Raw genomic sequence first — 23,877 nt, 5'->3', positions numbered from 1 at the left:
TCACTTGTTTGACAAATCTCACTGCTGAAAGTATAATTATTGTACATATAGAAGTATTTAGAAGTATTTAAATATTAATTTATTTTAATATAATTATTGTAAAAATATACATTGAGTTTAACTGGAGTTTATAAAATTTATGACACATGCTAAAGCAATTTTTTTTGGAGAACACGCTGTTGTTTATGGTTATAAGGGAATTACTATCCCTTTACCACAGATGACTGTTGATGTTGAACTTAAAGAAACAAATATTATACAGGAACGAGATGAAATTATATCATTTATATCAGAAGCTTGTGGTATTAATGACCGAACTGAAATTAATATCAATAGCACTATTCCCGTCGGTCGCGGACTTGGTTCTTCTGCTGCCCTTAGCATAGCTATAGCACGCGCGAAAAAACTAACTAACATACGTGAAATTGCTGATAAATGTGAAAAATTTATCCATGGAAATCCTAGTGGTATTGATGTTAATCAAGTTTTAAGCGATACTCCGCTTTTATTTTCTAAAAAAGATGGTGCTATACCTCTAAACTTCAATCTAGACAGTTATTTACTTATTATCGACACTGGAGTCATTGGTATTACTAAGGAAACTTTAAAACATATTAAACAAAATTTTGAAAACTATAAATCATACATAGATGAACTTGGGGAAATTACTGAAAAAGTTATTGAACCATTAAAGAAAAAAGCAATTGAAATAGTAGGAGCTTATATGTATAAAGCTCATGACCTACTTCAAAAACTTGGTGTTAGTCATGAAAGTAATGATGATGTAGTTAATATTTGTAAAAATAACGGAGCGCTCGGAGCTAAGCTGACTGGTGGCGGAGCTGGTGGTTGCTGTATTGCTCTAAGTAAAACAAAAGAAAATGCCGAAAAAATTCAAAATGAACTTGCAAAGAAAGGATATAAGTCATGGATAGTTACAGTTTAGGTTATGCTAATATCGCCTTAGTAAAATATTGGGGAAAAAAATCAAAAGATCCAGTCTTACCTTTTAACCCTAATATTTCATTAAGGTTAGACAACTTATTATCAAAAACAAAAATTGAACATAGTTTAACAGATGAAGATGAGTTTTATATTAATGATGAAAAACAAAGTCAAGAAGAAGTAGAAAAAATAACGAAATTCATCGCAAAATTCACACCTGTTGAACGTGAAAAAATTTGTATAAAAAGTTATAACACTGTTCCCACTGCAGCTGGTTTATCGTCTAGTTCTAGTGGAACTATGGCTCTTGTTTTAGCTTGTAATGAATATTTTAAGTTAAATAAGACTGCTGAAGAACTAGTAGAAATCTCAAAAGAAGGATCAGGTTCTTCATGTCGTAGTTTCTACCGACTTGCCGCATGGTTAGAAGATGGTAGCGTAGAAGAACTTAGCTGTGATTTAGATTTCGGTATGATGGTACTTGTTGTTAACGAAGATCGCAAAAAAATTTCTAGCCGTATCGCAATGGAACGCTGTGTTCAGACATCCACAACTTTTGATGCTTGGGTAGAAAAAGCAAAAGAAGATTTTGTCGATATGAAGATAGCCTTAGAAAATGCGGACTTTGAAAAAATTGGAGCAATAACAGAAGCTAATGCCCTTGCTATGCACGCAACAACGACAACATCAACACCAAGCTTTACTTTCTTAACTGATGAAAGTTATCGTGCTATGGAAATTGTTAAAACTTTACGAGAAAAAGGATATCGCTGCTATTTCACTATGGATGCAGGACCTAACGTAAAAGTTCTTTATTTAAAAGAAGATCAAGAAAAAATATATGAGGAAATTTCTAAATTATGGCAGAAAAAAATAATTTTGTGCATGGAATAGCTTATGGCAAACTCTATCTTGCAGGTGAGTATGCAATTTTAGAAGATTATTCAAAAGCACTTATTACAAGTGTAGATAAAAAAATAATCGCTTTTGTCGAGCCAGCTAATGAAATTACAATTTTCGATACTGTTCATAAAATCTCAATAGGACTTTATGAAAAAAATGATAATTTCAAACTTATTCAGGAATTTCTTATATTCCTGCAACAATATACACAGAGCAAAAAAACATTTGCTCTTACTATTTACAACGAGCTACATGGCGAAGATAAAAAATACGGACTAGGCTCTTCTGGGGCGGTCCTAGTCGCTATCGCAAAAGCAATGTTGAATTTTGAAAAGATAGCTTTTGATGATATAACTATTTTTAAATTAGTTACTCTATTTAATCTTACTCATAACATCAGTGGTTCTATGGGAGATGTCGCTGCCAGCCTTACAAAAGGTATTACTTATTATCAAAAATTTAATAGTTCATCTGTTAAAGAATTAATAGCAAATCATTCTATTGTAGAGATTATTAACGCTGATTGGGATGGGCTTGTAATTAAAAATATGATACCTAAAGCATCTATAAATATTTTTGCACGTTGGACCGGTGAGAGTGTTGATACAAAAGAGCATGTGAAACTTTGGAAAGAAAACAAAGATAATTTTAAAGAAGAATATTCCAAATTTGTTTCAAAGTCGAACTCTTTAGTAACTGATTTAGCAGTAAATCTATCTGATGGCAATACTTCTGAATTACTCGAAAATTTTAGGCAATTACGAAATAACTTGCACTATCTAGAAAGTTTTTCGAATATTCCTATGGAGACTATCGCAATGAAAAAGTATATTGATACTTATCCTGCTGGAAAACAAAGTGGTTCTGGTAGTGGTGATATTGTTCTTGGCTTTGATAAAAGTGATGCGCAGTTTAATTTAATATTGAATTTAGAAAAATTATAAAAATATATGATAATCAAGAAAGGATTACTATGAGAAAAAAAGATCATATCCGTCTAGCTCTTCAAGACAAAACAACCGCAACTAGTCTTGATAACTACGCAATAGACTACAACAGTATTCCACGTTTTGGACTAGCTGATATAGATACTTCAACTACAGTTTGTGGTGTGAAATGGGACTTTCCATTTTTTATAAATGCTATTACCGCTGGAGGAGAAGACTGTAATAAAATAAATAACGATTTTGTTGAAATAAGTAAAATCACTGGTATCGAATTTTTCCCAGGATCTTATTCGCCTGCATTAAAAAATGAAGAAGATGCCAAAGCTTATCCAAAAGGTTATTCTGTTAATCTTGGACTTGATAAAGAACCTTCTCTTATCTTAAAAGCTATTACTGATACAAATGCTCGTTACCTACAAATGCATACTAATCCTCTCCAAGAAATAGTTATGCCAGAAGGAGATCACAACTTTGAATCTTGGTTTACAACATTACAAGAAGTTAGTAAAAATTCAACTATTCCTGTTATACTAAAAGAAACTGGCTTTGGTATGAATGAAGCAACAATAAGACTTGCACTTGATTTGAAGCTAGCTGCTGTTGATGTTAGCGGTATGGGTGGGACAAACTTTGCACGTATAGAAAATGGGCGTCGAGATAATAAATCGGTATATCTAGAAAATATCGGCTATACTACAGCTGAAAGTCTTGAAAATGCATATCCATATTGTGATAAAATTGATATTATCGCTAGCGGTGGTATTCGTAATCCATTAGACGTTGTAAAATGTTTGGCTTTAGGTGCAAAAGCTGTTGGTGTTTCTAAAATCTTCTTAGATATCTTGCTTAATGATGGAAAAGAAGCCTTAATTGAAGAAATAGAAAAATGGAAGAAAGAAATCAAGTTTTTAATGGTTTTAATGAATGCTAAAACTATTCAAGAATTAGATGGAAAAATTAGAAAAATAAATTAAAAAAATTTATCGAGATTAATAGTGATTAATACATCACAATTTTCTCGATAAGTTTTTATTTTTCTTCAAGTGATGCTATTCTTTTAATTGCTTTATTTAAATCGTCTTCCAAACTATTAATTTTAGTTTTATTCTTTTGATTTTCTGCAATTAAATACCAACAAGAAATTAATAGCATAACATTCAAACAAATTATTGCAAACATACCTTCTCCTAACTTTATAAAAAAACCCCATCGCGAAGATGAGGTTTTGTCTTAAATAAATCTAAAAGAGGGAAAATTTTAGATTTTATTAATAAATGGTATATATTTTAACAATTATTAATATTTACGTTTTCTAGCCGCTTCAGATTTTTTCTTACGACGAACGCTTGGTTTTTCATAAAACTCACGTTTACGAACTTCTTGGATAGTTCCGTTTTTAGAAACAGCACGTTTAAAACGACGTAGTGCATCTTCTAGTGATTCATTTTTACGAACTACAGTTTTTGACATTGGATTTTCCCTCCCTCCGATATTACGAAATCTAATTTAAATGTAATCAAATGCTTAAATACAAAATAAATACAAAACATTTAATTAGTAAAAACTGCTCTATGAGCAATCCACTTAAATATTGTATTATATTATTGCGACGTTGTCAACCTTAAACAAAGTTAATTTACTAATTTTCCAATGTTTTTTTATTAGGCTATATCTTCGCTTTAAATTCATTATTTTATACTTGATTACTTACTTTCTAGCCAGCTGTTGAATTCCTCAATAAAACTCGCATAACCTGTTTTATTTTGATAACTTGGAACTTCCGCTAAAAAGACTTGACTAGGTAATTTTTTCTGCCCTTTTCTAGTTATTAAAATAAGAGCTTTAGCCTGTGAAGAATTTTTAAACATTTCCTCCGGTAGTGTAATAACCGCATTTAGATTAATATCTTCTTCTAAAAACTTTTTAAAATTATCTTCTAATTCCAAAATTTGTTTCGGAACAACTAACATTCCTACACCATCTTCTGTTAAGTAATTTGCCACTTGTTCAATGAATAATAAAGCATTAATACTATATCCTTCACTACTACATAGTTTATAATTTAAGCTGTTATCCTCATCTGCATAATAACCAAATGGCACATCACTAATAATAACATCTTGTTTTTTGATATTTAGAGGTTTTAAGACGTCTTGGTTAATAATTTCTGCAGGAACTTCTAATAGATTAAAAATATTTTGCTGTAATTTTACATAATTGCTATCAACATCAACAGATGTAAAATCTTTTTCACCTTTAACTAAAGCTGCAATATTAATTAGAAAACTACCACTACCACTAGCAAAATCAGCGATAGAAATCTTCTCTTCCCCATAAATACATTCAATTAAATGACTCACATACATCGTTATCACTTCTGGTGTAATATCATAACTTGGATTATTTAGTTCCTTCAACGCTTTTAGTAGCAAGAATTGGTAAACTTTTCTTATTGTCTCTTTATCATAGTTATCAACAATATCAAAATAATCTTTATCATTTTCTAATGTTAAATACTTTGTCAAAGCTTCAAAATATAAACCTTGCCCTTTAGTCTCTTCTACCTGCTTATCTATTTTAAAAAATAATTTTTCTAAATCTGACATGGTACCTCCTATTTGGATAGTTTATTCAAATACTTATTTATTATATCACGAATAAATGAATAATCAATATTTTAGTTATTCTAATCATTGTATTCAATTACAAGAAAAGACGATATTTCTACCGCCTTCTCCTTTTATAGTTTCTTAATTAATCGTTTTTGAGTTTTATCACATACGTAACTAATACTTTCGTAAAACTTATGTGCTTCTTTACGGCAAACATTTGAATTAAGTCTGATAAAACTAATATTATTTTCCAAAGCATAGTCTTCTATAGAACTCATAAGTTTTTTTCCTATTCCTTGCCCTTGAAAATTACAATCTACTGCTAATGCAAGTATATTTAAACCCGCCTCCATATATAAGCTTTCATAAGACTCTGCATGGACAAACCCTATTATTTTTCTTGTTTGTTCATTTTCAAAACCTATTATTATATGATGGTTATTATCCTTAGTTAATTTTTCTATTTGTTTTTTCACAATGTCTAGATTGACATCATACCCCAACTCATAATCACTTATTTTTTGAATCTCTTTTGCATCTAATATAGTAATATTCCTTAGCATTTTACTTACCTAAAACTATAATTTTTAAACTTACTTCGTTACTTCTTCTAAAGCAGCTTTTACTATATCGAATTCTCTTGTGCGTAATGTACGCATATCAAGAATAATGCTATTATCTTTAATACGTGTAATAATAGGAATCTCTACTTCTAATAGTTTTCGCTCTATTTCTGTTGCATGAAGTTTTCTATGAGTAAGTTTTACAGCAACACTTTCAAGATAACTAGCTGGATAACTTCCTCCTCCTACTTCTGCTTTATCTTCTTCTATCCTAATATCAAAATCAAGATCACTCAATTTTGTTTTTAGGACATCTGCTTTCCCAAATAAACGTTCTTTAGATAAAGAAATCATATGTAATGTTGGTATGTGTTCTAAAGCATCTTTTTCATCTAGGTATAGTTTTAATGTCGCTTCTAGTGAAGCTAGAGTCATTTTATCTACACGCAATGCACGAGTAAGTTGGTTTTTTTTCATTTTTTCTATATATTTTTTCTTACCAACAATTATTCCTGCTTGCGGTCCACCTAGTAGCTTGTCTCCACTAAATGTTACAATATCGATACCACTATCTAATATTTCTTTTACCGTTGGTTCATATGGTAAGCCAAATTTTGAAAAATCAACAAATTGTCCACTTCCCAAGTCATTAATCGAAACTAATTCATTCTCACGTGCTAAATATGAAATTTCTTCATTAGATACGCTCTCAGTAAACCCTAAAATTTTGTAATTACTTGTGTGAACTTTAAGTAAAGCACCTGTTTCTTCAGTAATTGCATTCTCATAATCTTTCAAATGCGTTTTATTTGTTGTACCCACTTCTACCGGTACTCCTCCACTAAGTTTGATTATCTCAGGAATTCTGAATGCCCCACCTATTTCTACCAATTCTCCACGTGATACAATAATTTCTTGATCTTTTACTAAAGTGTTCAATGTTAATAAAACTGCTGCCGCGTTATTATTAACAACAAGAACATCCTCTGCGCCTGTTAATTTTTTAATAATATCTATCAGGTGAACATAACGACTACCACGTTTTTTATTATCAATATCAAATTCAAGATTTGAGTAATTAAAAGCAACACTTTCTATATTTTCCTTTATTTTTTCACTTAATAAGCTTCGTCCTAAATTTGTGTGTAGTATTGTTCCAGTTGCATTTATCACCCTACGCAGTGAATTTTTATCTTCTTTTTCTACTATTCTTGCTACTTCTCCTACTATTTTACTAAGGCTTGGCACTTCTGATAATTCTTCATTCAAAATAGCTTGTTTAATTTCTTCAATATATTGTTTTATTGCTGATTTTATCGCTACTTCTGTATAAGTATTCATTAGTTCTTTTATTTCATCTAATAACAATATCTTATTTATTGCTGGTATTTGTGAAAGTAAGTGTTTTGACATAGTGTCTCTCCTTTTATAGTTCTTTTGCTATGCTCTTAACCGCATTTATAGCATAGTCGACTTCTTCTTCTGTATTCATACTAGAAAATGAAAATCTAACTATTCCTTGATCTTTAGTCCCTAGTGCTTCATGCATTAATGGTGCACAATGCGCCCCTGGTCGTATCGCTATGTTATATTGTTCTGAAAGTACATCAGCTACATCAGCGGCAGGAATATCTTTGAAATTCATCGCAACAACTGCTGTTCTTTCTTTTGTAAAATCTCCATAAAATTCTAAACAATCAAGGTCTTTTAACTCATTATAAAATCTATCGGCAAAACCTATTTGTTTTTTGTAAAGATTGTTAATACCTTTTTTGTTTATATATTTTATTCCCTCATGCAATCCTAAGATTCCCACTGTATTTAGAGTTCCTGCTTCTAAACGTAATGGATATTCTCCAGGATGTTCTTTGTCAAAAGTACGAACACCACTACCTCCAACTTTATAACGACGAATTTCTGGTTCTTTCAATCTTATGCAAAGTCCACCAATACCTTGTGGTCCGTAAAGACTTTTATGTCCTGTAAAACACAATACATCAATGCCCAACTCTTCCATATTTATCGGTATTACTCCCGCTGTTTGCGAAACATCTACAACCGAAATAATATTATGTTTTTTGCAAATCGTCGCTACTTTTTCCAGGTCGATAACATTTCCTGTTACGTTAGAACTATGCGTAATAGCAAGCATCTTAGTATTAGGTCTAATAGCCGCTTCTAAGTCTTCATAGCTTATCATACCTGTTTTATCACCGCGTACTATCGTATAGTTACACCCAATAGTTTCATGAGCTAAATAAATTGGTCTTAAAACTGAATTATGCTCCATAGATGTTGTCACAACATGATCTTCTTTATTCAATAAACCGAAGATTGCAATATTTAAACTTTCTGTTGAATTAGAGGTAAAAACCATTCTATCTTCTTCTTTTAATCCAAAAAAGTCCGCTACTGCTTTACGTGCTTCATAGACTTCACGAAAGGCGTTGTTCGCTTCATAGTAACTTCCTCTTGAAGCATTGGCATACTTCCCAGAAGATAATACTTCGTAAACTTTATCAGCAACTTCTTTTGGTTTTTTTAATGATGTTGCACCATAATCAAAATAATAACTCATACCTTTTCCGTACTTTAGTTAAAATAATTTTATTTATTATTCCAACCTGCTCCCTTCTTTATTTTTTTGCTAAAACTCTGTAATTTTCTACTCGACGTGTTACTCCCAATTTGTCGATATATTCTAAAATCGCCATTGAATATTTTCTACTTGAGCCCGTCATATCACGGAACTCTGCAAGGGCCATCTTGTCATTAGTTGAAAAATGTTCTTCCACTTTCTTTATTGCTTGATCTAACATATCTTTATGTAGTACTAAATCAGCGTCTAATCGAATTATTGTATTATCTACTAATGAATCTAATAATTCAACACTTGCTTTTACTCCATTTGTTAAATCTTTTATAGTTGGCGGCGTGAATCCTCCTTGAAGTAATTCACGTTCAATACGTGCTTTTTCTGCCAGTTGTTTTTTATCATAATTTACTACAAAATCTTTTTCTGCAACTAGATTTCCTTCTAGACGTACTTCATTATTTTTTATAAACAAATCTATCATCTCTAAAACTTCTTTTTGAGATAATTTAAATTTAGAAATAACTTCAATTTTCGGTATTCCTACTTTTAATTTATAACGTTTATGGTAGTCGATTAAAAGTTTTTTCAATTTTTCTAAGATTTCTTCATATTTTTTCTTGTGAATATAGCCTATTTTTGTTTGATAAATAAGTCCCTCTTCTAATAACTGCGCTATATCAGCTTCAACCTCATTTACTGGAAGTTGCAACTCTTTTACTATGTTGTCTTTAGCCACTAAATAATCTTGGTGAGATAATAGATAATTAGCTATTAAATCACTAGAATTTCCTTCTAACTGAACTTTTAATTTTTCTAAAATTTCTTCATTAAATCGACTATGTTTTTTAGGATTAGCATCTAAGATAACCCCTCCACCAATAGTAATCATCGGCGAGTACGTTCTAATAATAAATTTATCATAATTTTTCACAGCTATTTCTTCTTCTAAACGAAGTTGAGCAAACCCATTACCCCCGGCTGCTAATTCTTCTGCTCCAAGAGGTACTACACGAGCCATAATTTCTTCAGTTCCTATATAAACGCGCACTCTATCCCAAAGCTCCAAATTAGCACTTTCATCATTTATAAGTTTAATTTCAGTATCAATCATATATGTTTTTGTTAAACTTCCCGCTGTTGCTAATGTATCTCCACGTTTAATATCATCAAACTTGATATTAGCAAGGTTTATAGCTGTTCTTTGACCCGCTGTCGCTTGTGTTACATCTTGAGCATGAACTTGGATATTTCTTACTTTAGTTTTTATCTCTTTTGGATAAATGACTAATTCATCTCCAACATTTATTACACCTTCTGTTAAAGTCCCTGTTACTACTGTCCCAAAACCTTTTACTTGAAACGCACGGTCGACATTAAGGCGTGCATTTTTTTCAATATTTCTTGCTTGAATATCTTCTGTTTTTTTATCAATAGTTTCTAATAAAGTATCCAACCCTTTTTTGCTAATTGAATCCACCTCTATAATCGGTGCGTCCTCAAGAGGAGTACCTGCTGTAAACGCACGAATATCTTCTTTTACCAGCTCGCGATATTCTTCTTCAACTAAATCTATTTTTGTCATAACAATAATATAGTTTTCTATACCAAGAAGTGTTAGAATATCGAAATGTTCTTTTGTTTGCGGCATTATACCTTCGCGTGAATCGACCAAAAGTAATACTAAGTTAATTCCACTAACTCCTGCCAACATATTTTTTATAAATCTTTCATGTCCTGGAACATCTACCACTCCGCATCTTTTCCCACTTGGTAGGTCAAAATATGCGAACCCAAGGTTTATAGACATCCCACGTTCTTTTTCTTCTTGTGTTGTATCTGTTTCAATACCACTCAATGCTTTTATTAACGTTGTTTTCCCGTGGTCAATATGACCTGCAGTTCCAATAATTACGTTATTATTCATCTAATTCCACCTTTTATATTAAAAGTAGAGACTATATTTACTTTTATCTCTACTCTTAAAAATTTATTTTATTTGATAGTCTTTCAATTCTGTTACTACCCTTTTTATTCCTGCTTTTTTTGAATAGTACAGGCCTTTGTATTCAATTTTCTCAGTTATTAATACTCTCACAACTCCATCAAACTTTTCCCATGCTACCTTTAGCATAAATCCGCATCCAGCACTTATAGATGGATGTGTCGGAATTAATGATGCCCCTAAATCCTTTGTAGCGCAAATATCATCCGCTTTTATCGCATCATGTGTGCTATTAAAAACCACTAATCCCTCTTCTATCATACTTCCTCCTACGGCTGAATTACTCTATTTGCTTTTCTCATGTCTTCTACAATAAAGTACATGTTTGTTGGATTACCTACAGCTAGGTCTATCTTGTTATAATCTATACACGCACCACAGCAAACAATTTCTACACCATTATTTTCTAATTCTCTTAGTTCATCAAGAACATGACTTCTCTCTTTATCTACTAATAGACCTCCACTGTTGTAGAAAATAATTTTTTTAGGTAGTACTTCTTGTTCTGTAAGTGCATATAAATACCCTTTAATTAAACGCTTCCCTAATTCTTCACTACCATGTCCCATTTGACTTTTATTAATAACAACTATGTAGCTCTCATCTTTAACTACTGGCAATTCTTCTTGTGTTGCTACTTCTTTACGCGTAATCTCTACTTTAAATCCTTCTTCTATAGTTGATACTTTAATTTCGTGATTATTCTTTTCTGCAAATTTTTCTAAGCTATCCACATGTTCTTGAAGTCTTACCAATAAAGTTACTTTTGGCTCTTCTTCTAAAGTTCTTTTTGCTTGAGTTACTGGAACAACACATTTATCACAAAGAGTATCTATTACGACACCTTCTGTTACTTCCCCTTTTGATATAGTAACAATATATTTATCCTTCGCTTCTTCTACCATTTTAAAGTTGTACCCTAATTGATTCGCCATTTTTCCCAAGTTTTGAGTCGCTATAAAATTATCAACTGTAGTTTCAACTACATCATTTTCTAATAATAGTTTTTTAGTTTGGATAACTGGTAGTGGACATGCTAACCCTTGAGCATTTAATTTTTCTTTTTTCATATTTGAATATCTCCTTTTTATTGTAGTACTTTCTACTTCTGTATTTTTTAAATTTATTTTACTATTACTGCTTTTTCTTGTTTTTCAATAACTCTTCCTACGATTGCACTCTTTATTTCTAAAGTGTTTAGATTTTCTAAAAGTTGCTGAGCTTCTTCTTCAGGAATAGATATTAATAGACCTCCTGAAGTTTGTGGATCATACATTATCTCTTCCAATGCAAAGTCTTTTACCTGATAATCAACATTAGGCTCTACATATGTTCTATTTAATTGGCCTCCCGCTGTAATAACAAATTCATTTGCACATTTATATGCTTCTTCTATATAAGGAATATCTTTAATATTAATCACTGCAGAATACTTACCATCTAACATTTCTACAAGATGTCCTAAAAAACCGAAGCCTGTAATATCTGTACAGCTATTAACATTAAATCCTTTCATCATATCAGCAGCATATTTATTCAAAGTAGTCATTTGTTTAACACTTTGCGCGAATGCTTCTTCTGAACATTCTTTTACCATATGAGCTGTATTAATAATACTAATTCCCAGTGGTTTAGTAACGATAAGCATGTCTCCTGGTTTACAATTATTATTTTGTAAGATTTTATCCGGATGCACTACTCCCGTTACAGATAACCCATATTTCGGAGTCGCATCATGGATAGAATGTCCTCCAGCAAGAACCCCTCCAGCTTCATGAACTTTTTCTGCTCCACCTTTTAATATTTGGTGTAAAATCTCTAAATCCATATTTTCTGGAAAAGCTACAATATTTAATGCAGAAATTACATCACCACCCATAGCCCACACATCGCTTAATGCATTTGTTGCCGCTATTTGGCCAAAAAGGTAAGGATCATTTATCATTGTTGTGAAGAAGTCCAACGTCTGGATTATAGCCTTATCATCAGAAATCTTATAAACTGCTGCATCATCTGATGATTCATATCCTACTATTAAGTTTTCATCATATTTCTTTGGAAGATCTTTTAATATATCTGATAGAGCACCCGGCCCTATTTTAGAGTTTCAACCTCCACAAACAATCATATTCATTTTCTTTTCTGCCATGCTTACCTCCTGTACTATTATATAATATAATTATACTACCTTATATTGATTTTTAAAAGTATTATTTAGTTTTTTAATATAAAAGAAAAAGAAAACTTAAGTGAGAATTCACCTAAGTTTTCTTCTTAATTAATATCTTATATTTTAGTATCTTTTTCCATCCAAGTAAACTGATGGAATAGGAGTTGTTCCTTGGAATGCTCCACTGTTATTTTGGTGGTGTACTAATGCTACTCTTCCTCCAGAAATAGTTACCCCTACACCAATTTCAGTAGCTGATTTTGCTAATAATGTATTTCTGTGACCATAAGGATATGCTGTTGTTACATTTCCTATTTCATGGTACAAAGTATCTAATAGTCTTTGTGCTACTTGATCTGGAGTTCCACTATCTGTATTAATAGCTACATTATAAAGGATATGTTGTGCTCCCGCATATCCAGCTTGTGCTGCTGCTGCTTTTTCATATGAACCTCCTGGTCCATGAATTCCTGCATTAAATGCACCTTGTAATACTGTAACAGAACGTGCTTTTGTTCCTGCATTTAAAGCTGCATTTTCTTTTAATACGCTTAAACCATTCATTGCTCGTAAAGCATTTACTTTACTGATATATGCTTGTCTAATTTGCTCCTCACGAGTTATCGCTTGTGGCGCTGGTGCTGCTGCTTTTGGTGTAGCTGCTGGTTGCGCTGCTTGTTTTGGAGCTTCTTGTTTTTTCTCAGTGTTTGTTACTTTAGGTGCCGCTGGCGTTACATTATCCATAACTGTTGGAGCTTTTGGTGTAGCTGCTGGCGTATTTAATAATGTTTCTGCCCCTGCTGGTTTATTAGAAGGTTGTGCGTTACCTGTTTCTGGTTTTGGCACTGTGTTTTCTTTTGGTACTGCTGGTGTTTCTGGTTTTGGAGCTTCAGCAGGTTTTTCTGTTTCTTTTGGTTCTGTTTTTGGTTGTTCTTCTTTTCCACTAGCCGCGTTATCTACATTAGCAGATGGTTTATTTTCGTTAATAGCTTGTTTATTTTCATTTTGTTGAGCTTTAACTTCTGGTGTAGCTATTTCATAACGTACTGAAATTTTGAATTTATACCCACCAGCTTCTACTGTAGTATTAATAGTTTTTCTTTCTACTGCTGTATGTGGTAATTTTTTAGTAGATGTTTTAGATTTTAAATCTAACTCTACTTCTATCGCTTCTCCAGGTTTTATTATATCCCTTTTGATAACAAATTCAGCTTTGCTTTCTTCAACAACAATACGCGTTACAACGTTTGCTACTTCTTTTTCAGATGTTAAACGTGCATAATAATGACCATTTTTTTCATACACACTTACGTTTACATCTTTAACATTTACATCCATTGCTGCACTATTTATATCTAGTGCATTTGTTGGCATTGCCGTTACTCCTGCCAACAATACTAAACCTGTTAACACTTTACTCGTTATCTTTAATCCTTGTTTTTTCATCAAATTATTCTCCTTCATTAATTTATTAATTTTAAACTTTTAACAGTCTCCTATATTATACTCCCCCTAAGTTACAAACTTCAATAGATTTTCCAATTTGTAATGCAAATTCAATGTTGTAACACTGTTGAAATATTTCTTTTAAAAAATAACAATTTGTTTACCAATTAGTAAAAAAGTCGATATCATTTATCTCTAAAGATAAATTTTAAGTATATTTAAGGTTTGGTTTTTATAATGTTTATATAACTAGTAAATAGTTATAAACTTCATAAACTTTCCTTTTCTATAAAAGGCCGAGACAAATGTGCTCGGCTCTTTTTTATATTTTTTAGCTAGAAAATAAGACTAGTAGTATAACAACATCTATTGTAGAATACTACTAGTCTTATTAATAATTAATTATTCTTTTTATACAATATATTCAGGTATATCATTATCATCTCTTATATCTTTTTGATACCAAACCACATCATACCAACGATTAAATTTATAGCCTACATTTTCAAAATGAGCCACCTTCCTAAAGCCATGTTTTTCATGAAATGACACACTTCCCTCATCTGGATACGAAATACAAGAGGTTATTCGACAAATCCCTTTATCGTATAATCTTTTTTCAAGTTCACTATACAATTCATCTCCAACCCCTTCTCCTCGCGCTTGTTTATCCAGATAGATTGTGATCTCTGTTGTCCAGGCATAAGCTGCTTTGGGATAAAATTCTCCAGCATAGGCATAACCCAAAACTACTCCATCTTTTTCTGCTACCAGAAATGGATATTTTTGAAGTGTATTACTAATCTTTTCTTCAAAAAATTCTACACTTGGAACTTCATAATCAAAAGTTATTGCTGTAGCTTCTACATAGGGGCGGTATATTTCAACTATTCTATCAGCATCTTCTAAGTTTACATCTCTTACTAGCATAACAACCTCCTACTATAAATTTTCTTTTTTTATCTTTTCTAATAAAGCCGCACATCCTTGCACTACATCGCGGTACGTTGCCTCAAAATTACCTGTATACCAAGGGTCATCTATAATATGATTACGACCAGCATACTCTAAAAGTTTTCTTACCTCTCCAGCTTGTCTACCACGAATAAATCTTTTAATATTATCAATATTACTATCATCCATTCCAACAATATAATCAGCTATAAGGTCATCATCATTTAAAGGTCGTGAATACATCCCCTCAACACTTATACCAACTTCCGCTAATTTTTCACGAGTTCCGTGATGAACAGGATTCCCGTGCTCCCACGATGATGTTGCTGCCGAATCTATTTCTATTCTATCACTCAAATTTTCTTTTTCTACCATATTACGAAATACCGCTTCAGCCATAGGAGAACGACAGATATTCCCTAAACAAACAAATAGTACTTTTACCATAATATTACCTCTTCTTCATATACTTATATAATTATATCATATCTATTTTAAAACTAAAAAATATTCTTTAATAAGCCTGCCCTTTTATATATTTCATAATAAAGGTATTATTCAAAAAAGTATTGATTATATTTATATTTTAATTATTTTTAAAAATAGCTCTAATTTCTCTATTTTCTTCGGATATCATTTTTATTTAATTATCCCCCATGATATAATATATTAAAAAGTATCATTTAGTAAGGAGCAGCACATGGAACATAATCTTCTTTGTTTTAAGCGTACATCTACCCTTACTGCTCTTTCATTACCAAGAGAGTATCGGGAAGGATTTTATACTAAAAGCGGAGTTTGGACTAAACTAATAATTATAAAAGGGAAAATAAAATTTGCTTTCCTTGATAATCATCTTCAAAGTATAAAAGAATTTAATTATAACAAAAAAACTGATATTGGATTTATTGAGCCAGAGAGTATTTTCCGTATAAGTCCAACTTCAACAGATTTACAGTTTCATATTGAGTTTTATTGCGAAGTTCAAGATTACTTCTTCTATAAATATGACTTAGGCGCTGCTCACCCCGAAGTTGTTAATGCAATGAACTATCTATCTCCATGCAAGGTTTTAGACTTAGGGGCTGGCCAAGGGCGAAACTCTCTATTTCTTGCTTCACTTGGTTTCCAGATTTCTGCTGTTGATACTAATGCTAAATTTTTACAAGATTTAGTCGATATCTCTGTAAAAGAAAAACTAAACTTAAATATCTTTAAACATGAAATAAATGAAGCAAATATAAAGGATACTTATGACTTTATTGTGGCCACAGATGTTTTTATGTATATTAATCCCACACGTATCTCTAGCGTTATTCGCAATATGCAAAAACAGACTAATATTGGTGGCTATAACCTTATTGTTAGTGCACTAAATACTATAGATATTCCGGCAGTACCATTTCCATTTACATTTATAAAAAATGAATTACTAGAATACTATAACGGCTGGGAAATCATAAAATATGAAGAATACCCAAAACCAACAAAAAATTCTTCATATCCTTATGTAGTGCTCTTAGCAAAAAAGATTGAAAATTAATTATTGTACATCAACTCTATATTTTTTTAAAAAACTTCAAAGGTTTATATTTACCTTTGAAGTTTCTCCTTTTATTATTTCAAACTAACTTTACATCTTGTTCTTCTTAAATTCAGTGATAGCTTCTTTTGCTAATTTATCAACACGTTCATTTAATTCCACACCCGTGTGAGCCTTGACTTTTACAAAATTAACTTTTACCCTAGTTGATACTTTATCAGCAAATTCCTTATAATTTTTGGTATAATCAAGATTTGTTTTCCATTTACCCGTTGCCCATGATTCTATACCTTGGTAATCATAGAATAATGTTATTTCTGAAATTTTTTTGTCAACTGCATACCACATAACAAATTTTGCTGCTTCTAGTTCACCAGCTACGTTGTGTAATTCAGCATATTCTCCTTTATTGCCAGCATGCTTATATTCATAATGTTGATCTCCATCAACAATAACAACACCAGAACCATAAATGCCATTTATCCTATCATAACTACCATCTATATAGGCATAAACTCCTTCGACTTTCTCTAGTTTTTCGCTGATAATTTCACGTTCATTCAAATATGCTTCTGCTTCTTCTTTTGTTTTAAAACTTTTGTATATAGCACCTTTAAAACCTACCACTTGCTTTTGACATTCTTCCCATGTTGAGAAAATCCCTACTTTTCTTCCATTTTTCACTGCATAAAATTTCGCCATAATAATCCTCCTAAGATTCTACTATACACTCTACTTCACTCTCTTACAAACGATTATTTTCTATTAACAATTATATAATTTTAAATAATATCACTATATAATAAAAAAAATCGATGCGTTGCACCGACTCCATCTATAATTATAAAGACTGGCGGGAATGTGTGGGAATCGAACCCACCCAAGAGGCTCTTAACCCCTCATACTAGTTTTGAAGACTAGAGAGCACACCAGAACTCATCCACTCCCATGAACAAGACTTATTATACAATAAAATATATAAAAAAGCAATAGCTTACCGTAGAAAGCAAACCATCTTAATACTACTTTCTCTCCACTTACCTTATCTTCTTTACCACTTACTGAAAAACTATTAATTTTCTTTCAAATATGTAGTATGATATACATATAAGAATAAAGAAAGGAGACAATATGAAAATTAATATTAAACTTGATTCAAATATTACGGATATAGAAGTTGTTATAAAATCTCCTGAGTTAAGTAATGATGTTATTGCGATAAAAGATTTAGTGGAAAAAACTCTTGCAAGTACCCAAAAAATTATTTTTTATAAAGATGACACAGAATATTTTATTCCCCTTAGTGATATTTTATTTTTCGAAACCGATGATAATAAAGTTTATGCACACTCTTATGATAATTTTTACGAAGTGAAATACAAACTTTATGAATTAGAAAGTATAATCCCATTTTATTATTGTCGAGTTTCTAAATCTGCAATAATAAATCTTCGAGCAATTTACTCGCTTGAAAAATCTTTTTCAGGAGCGAGTACCGCATCTTTTTCAAAAAGCAAAAAAACTGTTCACATATCAAGACATTATTACAAAATTGTTAAAGAAAAATTAAAAGAAATGAGGTAAAAACTTATGAGAAGAAAAAGTCTAATAGGTTTACTATTTATTATTTTTGCAATATCAATCGCATTTGGCGAATTAAACTTCTTTCCATCAGGAACTATATTTCTAACTTTAGGAACTATTATTTTAGGGTATTTTATTGTAAGAGGGTTAACTGATTTTGATGTTTTTGGAACTATGTTACCAGCTGCACTACTATTTATTATTTATAACAAACACTTCCATTTTGCAGCTATATCTACTGGAAAAGTAATTTGGATTGCTATTCTTCTTAGCATAGGTATATCAATGCTATTTCCTAAAAAGTTAAAATATAGCTTCCAACGTAAAAAAGATAGATTCCGTGGATATACTAAAAAAACAGAAACTCAGGATTATTCTAACGTTACTTTTGGTGAAAATGTCCGCTATATCAATATTAACGAACTAGATTATTTCAGATCAACTACAACATTTGGTAGCACAAATATTTACTTTGAAAAATTAGATACTTATTCTATCAAAGATGTTCATATAAGCATTACAGCAACATTTGGAGATGTAAAAATATTCGTTCCTAAAGAATGGTCTGTCGAGAATAGAATCTCTTCGATTCTTGGAGAAGTTAATACTCCATTTGCTACTCCAAATACTAATGATGTTAAAATAATTTTAACTGGAAATGCTACTTTTGCTGAAGTAAGTATAATTTATATATAATAAATTAACGGTTAAACATAAAAAAATCTCTTTAAGACATAAAATTAAACGTCTTAAAGAGGTTTTTCTATTCTTGTTCTTGAGATTTTTTCTGTTGTTCTCTTTTTTCCACTAGTTTTGATAAGTAGATTGAACCTACAGTTAATAGTATCACTAGTAATGAAGCGATTAAAAATTCTTTACTAAAAACGTTAGAACTAGTTGCCCCAAAGTTTAAGAAAACAATCGTTCCTGGGACAATACCTAGTACACTCGCTATCATATATTTTGTTAAACTTATATTAGTAAGTCCATATCCATAGTTTATCATATTATATGGAACTAAAGGAATAAGTCGTAATATAACTAAACTCACCATTAACTTTTCATCACTCACTCCAAAAATACGTGCATGTTGTTCTGGCTTCATCTTTCTCGCTAAGTAATTACGAACCCAATCACGCCCAAAACGTCTTGAGATAACAAACATTATATAACAATTTATAGATGCTCCTAAAAATGTTAACAAGCTACCTTCTACAAATCCAAATGCAAGTCCTCCAGCTACAGCCAAAATTGGGACTGGAAAGAAAAACACCGGCAGTATCGCAAACATCAACACATAGACAATTGGTGCAACAACACCAAAACTTTGTATAAACTCCGTCATAATATTCTCCTTTTATACTTTCTAATTAAAATACTTTGAAATCTTTTCTAAAAATTCATAACTAATATAAGATGAAATTTTCTTGAAAGTAAACTCATCTGTCAACAGCTTTGTACTTTCACTATATTCTCTGTAAGCCATCGAACACCAAGTTACGCCTCGTAAACAATTAAAAATCAAATATCTATCAAAGCGAGCACAATCATAGTTGCGATATTGGCTATAATCTTGTAAGAAATCATCAATCTCTTTTGGTGTTAAAACTATATCTGTTTTCCAAAACGTCGTTGTCGGTGCTAAAAAGTGTGCAAGGTCCTGCTCGCACTCTCCTATTAAAGCTTTTTCCCAATCAATAATATAACTATCTTCCTTGCTATTTCCAATCAAAAAGTTACCAGAATTAAGCTCTGTATTAATAATACATGGATTTTTTATTTTGTACTCCGCTGGAATAAGCTCTTTACAAATTCTTAAAAAATCTTTAATATATTGCGAAACTTTGTCGTCTGCATTCTCCCAAGTTAAATATTTACTTGCCATGCTCTCGCACTCGTCATACATAAGTTGGAATGGATTCTCCGCTTTAATAAGATTATTCTCACCAAATGCTGTATTGTGAACTTTACTAAGCAAGTAACTCGCAATCTTCATATCCTTCGTATAATCTAATGCGACACCTTTTAAAAATTCCATCGTCAAATAATTGTATGGTAAATACTCGGTAGTTGTCACAAGTTTATATGGTTTAGGCGTAACTCCACTATCTTTTAATAATTCCAAAGTCTCAAATTCGTATTCTATTTGATTATCCAAGTTCATTTGGCTCTTCATATTTAAACGAAGAACTTTCTTCATATTATCTTCATCGAATGTAAAGTTAATATTATACTCTCCAGCCCCTAATAGTTTGATATTTTTATAGCCTGTTTCAGCATAAAGTAAATCTTCTTTTATATCAATATCAAGAGCAGCTCTACCTAAATAATAAGTAAGATTATTTTTCTCTAAAACTTTAATTAAATTTTCTAAAACTGAACTATCCCCATAACTCGGTAAATCAAAAACTTCTTTTATAGCCTTCTTCATACCAATTAAGAAATACCCCCCATCTTCACTTGGATTAATAACAACATCATGTGTTTCAAGTTTTTCAAAAGCCTCTTCTATTATATCTTTATCCAAGTTGAAAATATCAGAACCAAGTAAAATAACTTTACTATCCAAGATGACCTCCTCTAATGCATTATACATTTTATCGCCTAGGTTATCACCCTTTTGATAATAAAATCTATCGCATGAAATAAGTTCTGACATTCCTTTGTCATATGAACTATTCCCATCATGGCAAACAAGTAGTTCTCTATTAGTTTCTGCTAATAAGTCATAATTTTTCTTCAACAATTTCTTTTGGATATTAACAGCTTCTGTCGGTGACATAAAGTCATAAAGACGAGTTTTCGTGGTCCCCTCTTTAGGAACTCGCGTAAATAATATAATTTTCTCTTTCATAAAATATTACAAAAGGGGAAGACTATGCTCCCCCTTCCTTTCATTAATTAATGATGATTATGTCCTGAATGGTCATCTTTTTTATCAGAACCGTGATTGTGTCCTGAATGATCATCTTTTTTAGCAGAATCATGATTAGCATGCCCTTCATGAGATTTTTCTGAACCTTTTGTTACTTCACTAGGGTCTTTACAACAATCTGCTATTTCAAATTTATAATTGTGTTCTTTTGTTCCATCTAATGCATTAAAAACATTTTTATACCCTAAATCAATAAGTTTTTGTGCAATTACCGATGAACGATCACCAGTATAACAATAAACGTATATCGGTGTGTTTTTATCTTCTGGTAAAACAGAATGAAGATTATCTAGATTTTTTGAATCTACGTTTTTAGCACCCATTGCATGACGTTCTTCAAAGTCTTTTTTGTCACGTGCATCCAAGAAGAAGTTATTAGCATTATGATCTAATAGTGCATCTTGGAACTTAGCTCCATTTAATACTGTATATTTTACAAATTCATACTTATACTCTTTTGTATTTTGAGCAATTTTTATATTTTTAAATCCTTGTTTTGTCAATTTCTCTAGCGCTTCTTTTGATTTATTGTTGTCATCACTATAAACAACAACTTTTTTCTCGCGCCATGAGCTTATCCCTTCAATACTTTTATCGATATTTGCAACCGGAATATTAATAGCATATTTTAAATGCCCTTCTTTATAAGCTGCTTCATCTCGAACGTCTATAACAAGATAATTTTCTTTTTCTTGTTCATTTTTTTGGATATTCATTAAGTCATCGCCTTTTACTGAATAAGCTGATCCTGAACACCCCGCTAATGTTAGTGATAATACTGCTGCTATACTAGCAGTTAAAATTTTATTTTTTTTCATTAAACCTATTTCCCTTCATACCTCTTTACTTAATAAAAGACAAGGTGAAACGTAAACTTTTATTAACACCTTGTCCTTTTAGTATACCCTAAAGGCCTATTAGTTACTAATAATTGATACTAACTTATTAATTTTTTATTAGAATTTGTATTCGTGTTCTTTTGCTCCATCCCAAGCATTATAAACGTTTGTATATCCTAATTCTACAGCTTTTTGAGCAGCTTTAGCTGAACGGTTACCACTGTAGCAGTAAGTGTAAACTGGTGCGTTTTTATCAGCTGGTAATAATGCTGCAAGATCTTTATCTAGATTCTTAACATCAATATTTTTAGCTCCTGCTACATGTCCTTTTTCAAAATCTTTTGCTTCACGAACATCGATAAATGTACCTTCTTTTTTATCAATAGCTGCTTGGAATTGGTCTGCAAGTAATGTAGTAAATTTAACTAATTCGTAGTCTTTATATTCTTTAACTCCTTTAGCGTCACTTACATCCTTGAATCCTGCTTTTACTAATTTTTCAGCAGCTTCTTTACTTTTCTTACCAGTATTACAGTATACGATTACTGATTTTTCTTTCCAAGCACTGATTCTATCGATATTTTTTTCGATATCAGCTAATGGAATGTTGATAGCGTGTTTAACATGCCCTTCTTTATATTCGTTTTCTGCACGAACATCAATTACAAGGTGTTTTTCTTTTTCTTTATCATCTTTTTCGATTTTGTTTAAATCTTCTCCTGACATAGCTTTTACTGCTGGAGTATTACTATTATTTTCTGCAGGTTTAGATGATGAGCACCCCGCTAATGTTAATGATAAAACAGCTGCCATAGTTACAGCTAACAATTTACTTTGTTTCATAAAATTGTCTCCTTTGTATATATTGTTATTGTTTCCATGGTCATTATAACAGATTATACAGTTTCATACAATAGCACTTTTTTAAATACTTAATAATTATTTTAATTTTATTTTCAAGGAATATAATTAAATAATTAACTCTAAACTTATTAACATGGTAAGTTTAGTTTTTTACCAACATAAATATTTTAATATTTTCTTTATAATCAGAAAAATAATTTTTATTTTTGTATGTTATAACATCTCTAATTGTTCAAGAAATTCATTAATATTTTTTACTTTATATCCTTCATAATGGGGTATTTTGTCATCAAAGTGCCATTTTTTCTCTATTAAACAAGTTTTTAATCCTAATTTTTGAGCTGGTTTTATATCGTAGAAAAGTGAATCACCTACCATCATTGTTTCACCTGCAATTAAATTCTCATTATCCAAAATATTCGTTAACGCCTGCGGTTTGGGTTTACTTACTTTCGTCTCTTCAGAAATATACAGGCTAAATAATTCATCTAAACCAAGTTTTTTTAGCTTCAATCTTTGTTCATAGCTCTTCCCGTTGCTCAAAAGGATTAATTTATACTTTTTGCTTAATTTTTTTAACTTCTCATTTAATTCTTCATTCGGTTCTATACAATCTATTATAAAATCAAACTGCTTTTTATAATAAATACCGCAATCTTCCAACGTTAAATGCAATCCGTATATTTCCATAGTCTTAATTAATCTTTCATTACGAAGATTTATCAACTTAAGATTCCCTCTATGAATTTCTTTCATAAGTTCATTATTTATACTTTTATAAGTTGTAAAGAATTCATCATAAGACGTTATCTTATCATATCCAAGGTACTCAAAAACTAATTTATTAGATTTTTTCCATACCGTACTAAAGTCATACAATGTATTATCTAAATCGAGAATTAAATTTTTTATTTTTTTCACCATCTCACCTCCTAAAAAATGAATTATTAGCTTTATTTATCATTATTTTATAA

Annotated in this window: 26 protein-coding genes and 1 tRNA gene; 7 read left to right on the top strand and 20 right to left on the bottom strand. The window is 31.1% G+C overall.

The annotated features are described in order from the left end of the window. Positions 1 to 139: 139 nt before the first annotated feature. From mvk to fni, 4 genes are read left to right on the top strand one after another with little or no spacing between them, the layout of a single operon-like run. Entirely contained in the window at positions 140 to 946 is an 807-nt protein-coding gene (gene mvk / locus O3802_RS06245) for a mevalonate kinase (protein WP_371458757.1), read from the top strand. Then, positions 928 to 1,839 carry a diphosphomevalonate decarboxylase gene (gene mvaD, locus O3802_RS06240; RefSeq protein WP_371458756.1) on the top strand — a complete coding sequence of 304 codons (912 nt, stop codon included), beginning with the start codon at positions 928 to 930 and terminating at the stop codon, positions 1,837 to 1,839. Before mvk ends, mvaD begins: the two co-directional genes overlap by 19 nt. Beyond that, positions 1,806 to 2,792: a GHMP family kinase ATP-binding protein gene (locus O3802_RS06235; protein ID WP_371458755.1), complete on the top strand. Its 987-nt coding sequence runs from the start codon at positions 1,806 to 1,808 to the stop codon at positions 2,790 to 2,792. Before mvaD ends, O3802_RS06235 begins: the two co-directional genes overlap by 34 nt. A gap of 29 nt (positions 2,793 to 2,821) precedes the next feature. Further along, entirely contained in the window at positions 2,822 to 3,769 is a 948-nt protein-coding gene (gene fni / locus O3802_RS06230; protein ID WP_371458754.1) for a type 2 isopentenyl-diphosphate Delta-isomerase, read from the top strand. A gap of 55 nt (positions 3,770 to 3,824) precedes the next feature. On the opposite strand, the gene O3802_RS06225 is transcribed toward fni, so the two are convergent. The 13 genes from O3802_RS06225 to O3802_RS06165 all read right to left on the bottom strand — a co-directional run bounded on the left by O3802_RS06225 (position 3,825) and on the right by O3802_RS06165 (position 15,585). Beyond that, a complete protein-coding gene (locus O3802_RS06225) occupies positions 3,825 to 3,974 on the bottom strand; it encodes a cytochrome C biogenesis protein (RefSeq protein WP_276685797.1) in 150 nt (49 codons plus the stop codon). Positions 3,975 to 4,091: 117 nt separating this feature from the next. Continuing rightward, a complete protein-coding gene (gene rpsU, locus O3802_RS06220) occupies positions 4,092 to 4,265 on the bottom strand; it encodes a 30S ribosomal protein S21 (protein WP_003147339.1) in 174 nt (57 codons plus the stop codon). Positions 4,266 to 4,498: 233 nt separating this feature from the next. Then, entirely contained in the window at positions 4,499 to 5,401 is a 903-nt protein-coding gene (locus O3802_RS06215; RefSeq protein ID WP_371458753.1) for a class I SAM-dependent methyltransferase, read from the bottom strand. A gap of 134 nt (positions 5,402 to 5,535) precedes the next feature. Then, positions 5,536 to 5,970, bottom strand: coding sequence for a GNAT family N-acetyltransferase (locus O3802_RS06210; RefSeq protein WP_371458752.1), 435 nt, complete (start codon positions 5,968 to 5,970; stop codon positions 5,536 to 5,538). Positions 5,971 to 6,000: 30 nt separating this feature from the next. Next, complete coding sequence (gene selA, locus O3802_RS06205) at positions 6,001 to 7,383, bottom strand: L-seryl-tRNA(Sec) selenium transferase (RefSeq protein ID WP_371458751.1); 1,383 nt, start codon at positions 7,381 to 7,383, stop codon at positions 6,001 to 6,003. Positions 7,384 to 7,396: 13 nt separating this feature from the next. After that, positions 7,397 to 8,548 carry an aminotransferase class V-fold PLP-dependent enzyme gene (locus tag O3802_RS06200; protein ID WP_371458750.1) on the bottom strand — a complete coding sequence of 384 codons (1,152 nt, stop codon included), beginning with the start codon at positions 8,546 to 8,548 and terminating at the stop codon, positions 7,397 to 7,399. Positions 8,549 to 8,606: 58 nt separating this feature from the next. Next, the gene (gene selB, locus O3802_RS06195) at positions 8,607 to 10,490 is read right to left on the bottom strand and encodes a selenocysteine-specific translation elongation factor (RefSeq protein WP_371458749.1); all 1,884 of its coding nucleotides are present in this window, start codon (positions 10,488 to 10,490) and stop codon (positions 8,607 to 8,609) included. A 63-nt stretch (positions 10,491 to 10,553) separates the two neighbouring features. Then, on the bottom strand, positions 10,554 to 10,829 hold the full coding sequence (locus tag O3802_RS06190; protein WP_276685530.1) for a putative Se/S carrier protein: 276 nt from the start codon (positions 10,827 to 10,829) through the stop codon (positions 10,554 to 10,556). Positions 10,830 to 10,837: 8 nt separating this feature from the next. Continuing rightward, positions 10,838 to 11,638 carry a sulfurtransferase-like selenium metabolism protein YedF gene (gene yedF / locus O3802_RS06185; RefSeq protein ID WP_371458748.1) on the bottom strand — a complete coding sequence of 267 codons (801 nt, stop codon included), beginning with the start codon at positions 11,636 to 11,638 and terminating at the stop codon, positions 10,838 to 10,840. Positions 11,639 to 11,691: 53 nt separating this feature from the next. Further along, the gene (gene selD, locus O3802_RS06180) at positions 11,692 to 12,666 is read right to left on the bottom strand and encodes a selenide, water dikinase SelD (protein WP_371458784.1); all 975 of its coding nucleotides are present in this window, start codon (positions 12,664 to 12,666) and stop codon (positions 11,692 to 11,694) included. A gap of 195 nt (positions 12,667 to 12,861) precedes the next feature. Further along, positions 12,862 to 14,184 (bottom strand): CAP domain-containing protein, encoded by a 1,323-nt coding sequence (locus O3802_RS06175; protein WP_371458747.1) that lies wholly within the window; start codon positions 14,182 to 14,184, stop codon positions 12,862 to 12,864. Between the two features lie 411 nt (positions 14,185 to 14,595). Further along, on the bottom strand, positions 14,596 to 15,114 hold the full coding sequence (locus O3802_RS06170) for a GNAT family N-acetyltransferase (protein ID WP_371458746.1): 519 nt from the start codon (positions 15,112 to 15,114) through the stop codon (positions 14,596 to 14,598). A gap of 12 nt (positions 15,115 to 15,126) precedes the next feature. Further along, positions 15,127 to 15,585 carry a low molecular weight protein-tyrosine-phosphatase gene (locus O3802_RS06165; protein ID WP_371458745.1) on the bottom strand — a complete coding sequence of 153 codons (459 nt, stop codon included), beginning with the start codon at positions 15,583 to 15,585 and terminating at the stop codon, positions 15,127 to 15,129. A 253-nt stretch (positions 15,586 to 15,838) separates the two neighbouring features. Between O3802_RS06165 and tehB the strand changes: the two genes are divergently transcribed. After that, positions 15,839 to 16,681, top strand: a complete 843-nt coding sequence (gene tehB, locus O3802_RS06160; RefSeq protein ID WP_371458744.1) for an SAM-dependent methyltransferase TehB — start codon at positions 15,839 to 15,841, stop codon at positions 16,679 to 16,681. A 90-nt stretch (positions 16,682 to 16,771) separates the two neighbouring features. Here tehB and O3802_RS06155 read toward each other — a convergent pair whose 3' ends face one another. Continuing rightward, on the bottom strand, positions 16,772 to 17,383 hold the full coding sequence (locus O3802_RS06155; protein ID WP_371458743.1) for a ribonuclease H1 domain-containing protein: 612 nt from the start codon (positions 17,381 to 17,383) through the stop codon (positions 16,772 to 16,774). Positions 17,384 to 17,532: 149 nt separating this feature from the next. Beyond that, positions 17,533 to 17,629, bottom strand: a tRNA-Sec gene (locus tag O3802_RS06150). 183 nt (positions 17,630 to 17,812) lie between these two features. On the opposite strand from O3802_RS06150, the gene O3802_RS06145 reads away from it, so the two are divergent. Together O3802_RS06145 and O3802_RS06140 are read left to right on the top strand one after the other, a co-directional pair. Continuing rightward, a complete protein-coding gene (locus tag O3802_RS06145; RefSeq protein ID WP_276685542.1) occupies positions 17,813 to 18,265 on the top strand; it encodes a LytTR family DNA-binding domain-containing protein in 453 nt (150 codons plus the stop codon). 6 nt (positions 18,266 to 18,271) lie between these two features. Continuing rightward, the gene (locus O3802_RS06140) at positions 18,272 to 18,961 is read left to right on the top strand and encodes a LiaF transmembrane domain-containing protein (protein ID WP_371458742.1); all 690 of its coding nucleotides are present in this window, start codon (positions 18,272 to 18,274) and stop codon (positions 18,959 to 18,961) included. Between the two features lie 67 nt (positions 18,962 to 19,028). On the opposite strand, the gene O3802_RS06135 is transcribed toward O3802_RS06140, so the two are convergent. The 5 genes from O3802_RS06135 to O3802_RS06115 form a co-directional block, all read right to left on the bottom strand. Beyond that, positions 19,029 to 19,610: a TVP38/TMEM64 family protein gene (locus O3802_RS06135; RefSeq protein ID WP_314006282.1), complete on the bottom strand. Its 582-nt coding sequence runs from the start codon at positions 19,608 to 19,610 to the stop codon at positions 19,029 to 19,031. Positions 19,611 to 19,631: 21 nt separating this feature from the next. After that, positions 19,632 to 21,119 (bottom strand): TIGR04282 family arsenosugar biosynthesis glycosyltransferase, encoded by a 1,488-nt coding sequence (locus tag O3802_RS06130; RefSeq protein ID WP_371458741.1) that lies wholly within the window; start codon positions 21,117 to 21,119, stop codon positions 19,632 to 19,634. 47 nt (positions 21,120 to 21,166) lie between these two features. After that, on the bottom strand, positions 21,167 to 22,018 hold the full coding sequence (locus tag O3802_RS06125; RefSeq protein ID WP_371458740.1) for a rhodanese-like domain-containing protein: 852 nt from the start codon (positions 22,016 to 22,018) through the stop codon (positions 21,167 to 21,169). Positions 22,019 to 22,156: 138 nt separating this feature from the next. Then, entirely contained in the window at positions 22,157 to 22,882 is a 726-nt protein-coding gene (locus O3802_RS06120; RefSeq protein WP_371458739.1) for a rhodanese-like domain-containing protein, read from the bottom strand. 234 nt (positions 22,883 to 23,116) lie between these two features. Beyond that, positions 23,117 to 23,827, bottom strand: a complete 711-nt coding sequence (locus O3802_RS06115) for an HAD family hydrolase (protein WP_371458738.1) — start codon at positions 23,825 to 23,827, stop codon at positions 23,117 to 23,119. Positions 23,828 to 23,877: the final 50 nt, after the last annotated feature.

The organism is Gemella sp. 27098_8_92, assembly GCF_041433685.1.
In the GTDB taxonomy this organism is placed as follows: domain Bacteria; phylum Bacillota; class Bacilli; order Staphylococcales; family Gemellaceae; genus Gemella.
Note: the sequence above shows the minus strand (reverse complement) of the source record. Positions and strands in the feature narration are given on the sequence as shown.

Bases quoted from the DNA above. Each gene is read 5' to 3' on its own strand.
- mvk (WP_371458757.1), top strand. From the start codon at position 140: ATGACACATGCTAAAGCAATTTTTTTTGGAGAACACGCTGTTGTTTAT.
- mvaD (WP_371458756.1), top strand. From the start codon at position 928: ATGGATAGTTACAGTTTAGGTTATGCTAATATCGCCTTAGTAAAATAT.
- O3802_RS06235 (WP_371458755.1), top strand. From the start codon at position 1,806: ATGGCAGAAAAAAATAATTTTGTGCATGGAATAGCTTATGGCAAACTC.
- fni (WP_371458754.1), top strand. From the start codon at position 2,822: ATGAGAAAAAAAGATCATATCCGTCTAGCTCTTCAAGACAAAACAACC.
- O3802_RS06225 (WP_276685797.1), bottom strand. From the start codon at position 3,974: ATGTTTGCAATAATTTGTTTGAATGTTATGCTATTAATTTCTTGTTGG.
- rpsU (WP_003147339.1), bottom strand. From the start codon at position 4,265: ATGTCAAAAACTGTAGTTCGTAAAAATGAATCACTAGAAGATGCACTA.
- O3802_RS06215 (WP_371458753.1), bottom strand. From the start codon at position 5,401: ATGTCAGATTTAGAAAAATTATTTTTTAAAATAGATAAGCAGGTAGAA.
- O3802_RS06210 (WP_371458752.1), bottom strand. From the start codon at position 5,970: ATGCTAAGGAATATTACTATATTAGATGCAAAAGAGATTCAAAAAATA.
- selA (WP_371458751.1), bottom strand. From the start codon at position 7,383: ATGTCAAAACACTTACTTTCACAAATACCAGCAATAAATAAGATATTG.
- O3802_RS06200 (WP_371458750.1), bottom strand. From the start codon at position 8,548: ATGAGTTATTATTTTGATTATGGTGCAACATCATTAAAAAAACCAAAA.
- selB (WP_371458749.1), bottom strand. From the start codon at position 10,490: ATGAATAATAACGTAATTATTGGAACTGCAGGTCATATTGACCACGGG.
- O3802_RS06190 (WP_276685530.1), bottom strand. From the start codon at position 10,829: ATGATAGAAGAGGGATTAGTGGTTTTTAATAGCACACATGATGCGATA.
- yedF (WP_371458748.1), bottom strand. From the start codon at position 11,638: ATGAAAAAAGAAAAATTAAATGCTCAAGGGTTAGCATGTCCACTACCA.
- O3802_RS06175 (WP_371458747.1), bottom strand. From the start codon at position 14,184: ATGAAAAAACAAGGATTAAAGATAACGAGTAAAGTGTTAACAGGTTTA.
- O3802_RS06170 (WP_371458746.1), bottom strand. From the start codon at position 15,114: ATGCTAGTAAGAGATGTAAACTTAGAAGATGCTGATAGAATAGTTGAA.
- O3802_RS06165 (WP_371458745.1), bottom strand. From the start codon at position 15,585: ATGGTAAAAGTACTATTTGTTTGTTTAGGGAATATCTGTCGTTCTCCT.
- tehB (WP_371458744.1), top strand. From the start codon at position 15,839: ATGGAACATAATCTTCTTTGTTTTAAGCGTACATCTACCCTTACTGCT.
- O3802_RS06155 (WP_371458743.1), bottom strand. From the start codon at position 17,383: ATGGCGAAATTTTATGCAGTGAAAAATGGAAGAAAAGTAGGGATTTTC.
- O3802_RS06145 (WP_276685542.1), top strand. From the start codon at position 17,813: ATGAAAATTAATATTAAACTTGATTCAAATATTACGGATATAGAAGTT.
- O3802_RS06140 (WP_371458742.1), top strand. From the start codon at position 18,272: ATGAGAAGAAAAAGTCTAATAGGTTTACTATTTATTATTTTTGCAATA.
- O3802_RS06135 (WP_314006282.1), bottom strand. From the start codon at position 19,610: ATGACGGAGTTTATACAAAGTTTTGGTGTTGTTGCACCAATTGTCTAT.
- O3802_RS06130 (WP_371458741.1), bottom strand. From the start codon at position 21,119: ATGAAAGAGAAAATTATATTATTTACGCGAGTTCCTAAAGAGGGGACC.
- O3802_RS06125 (WP_371458740.1), bottom strand. From the start codon at position 22,018: ATGAAAAAAAATAAAATTTTAACTGCTAGTATAGCAGCAGTATTATCA.
- O3802_RS06120 (WP_371458739.1), bottom strand. From the start codon at position 22,882: ATGAAACAAAGTAAATTGTTAGCTGTAACTATGGCAGCTGTTTTATCA.
- O3802_RS06115 (WP_371458738.1), bottom strand. From the start codon at position 23,827: ATGGTGAAAAAAATAAAAAATTTAATTCTCGATTTAGATAATACATTG.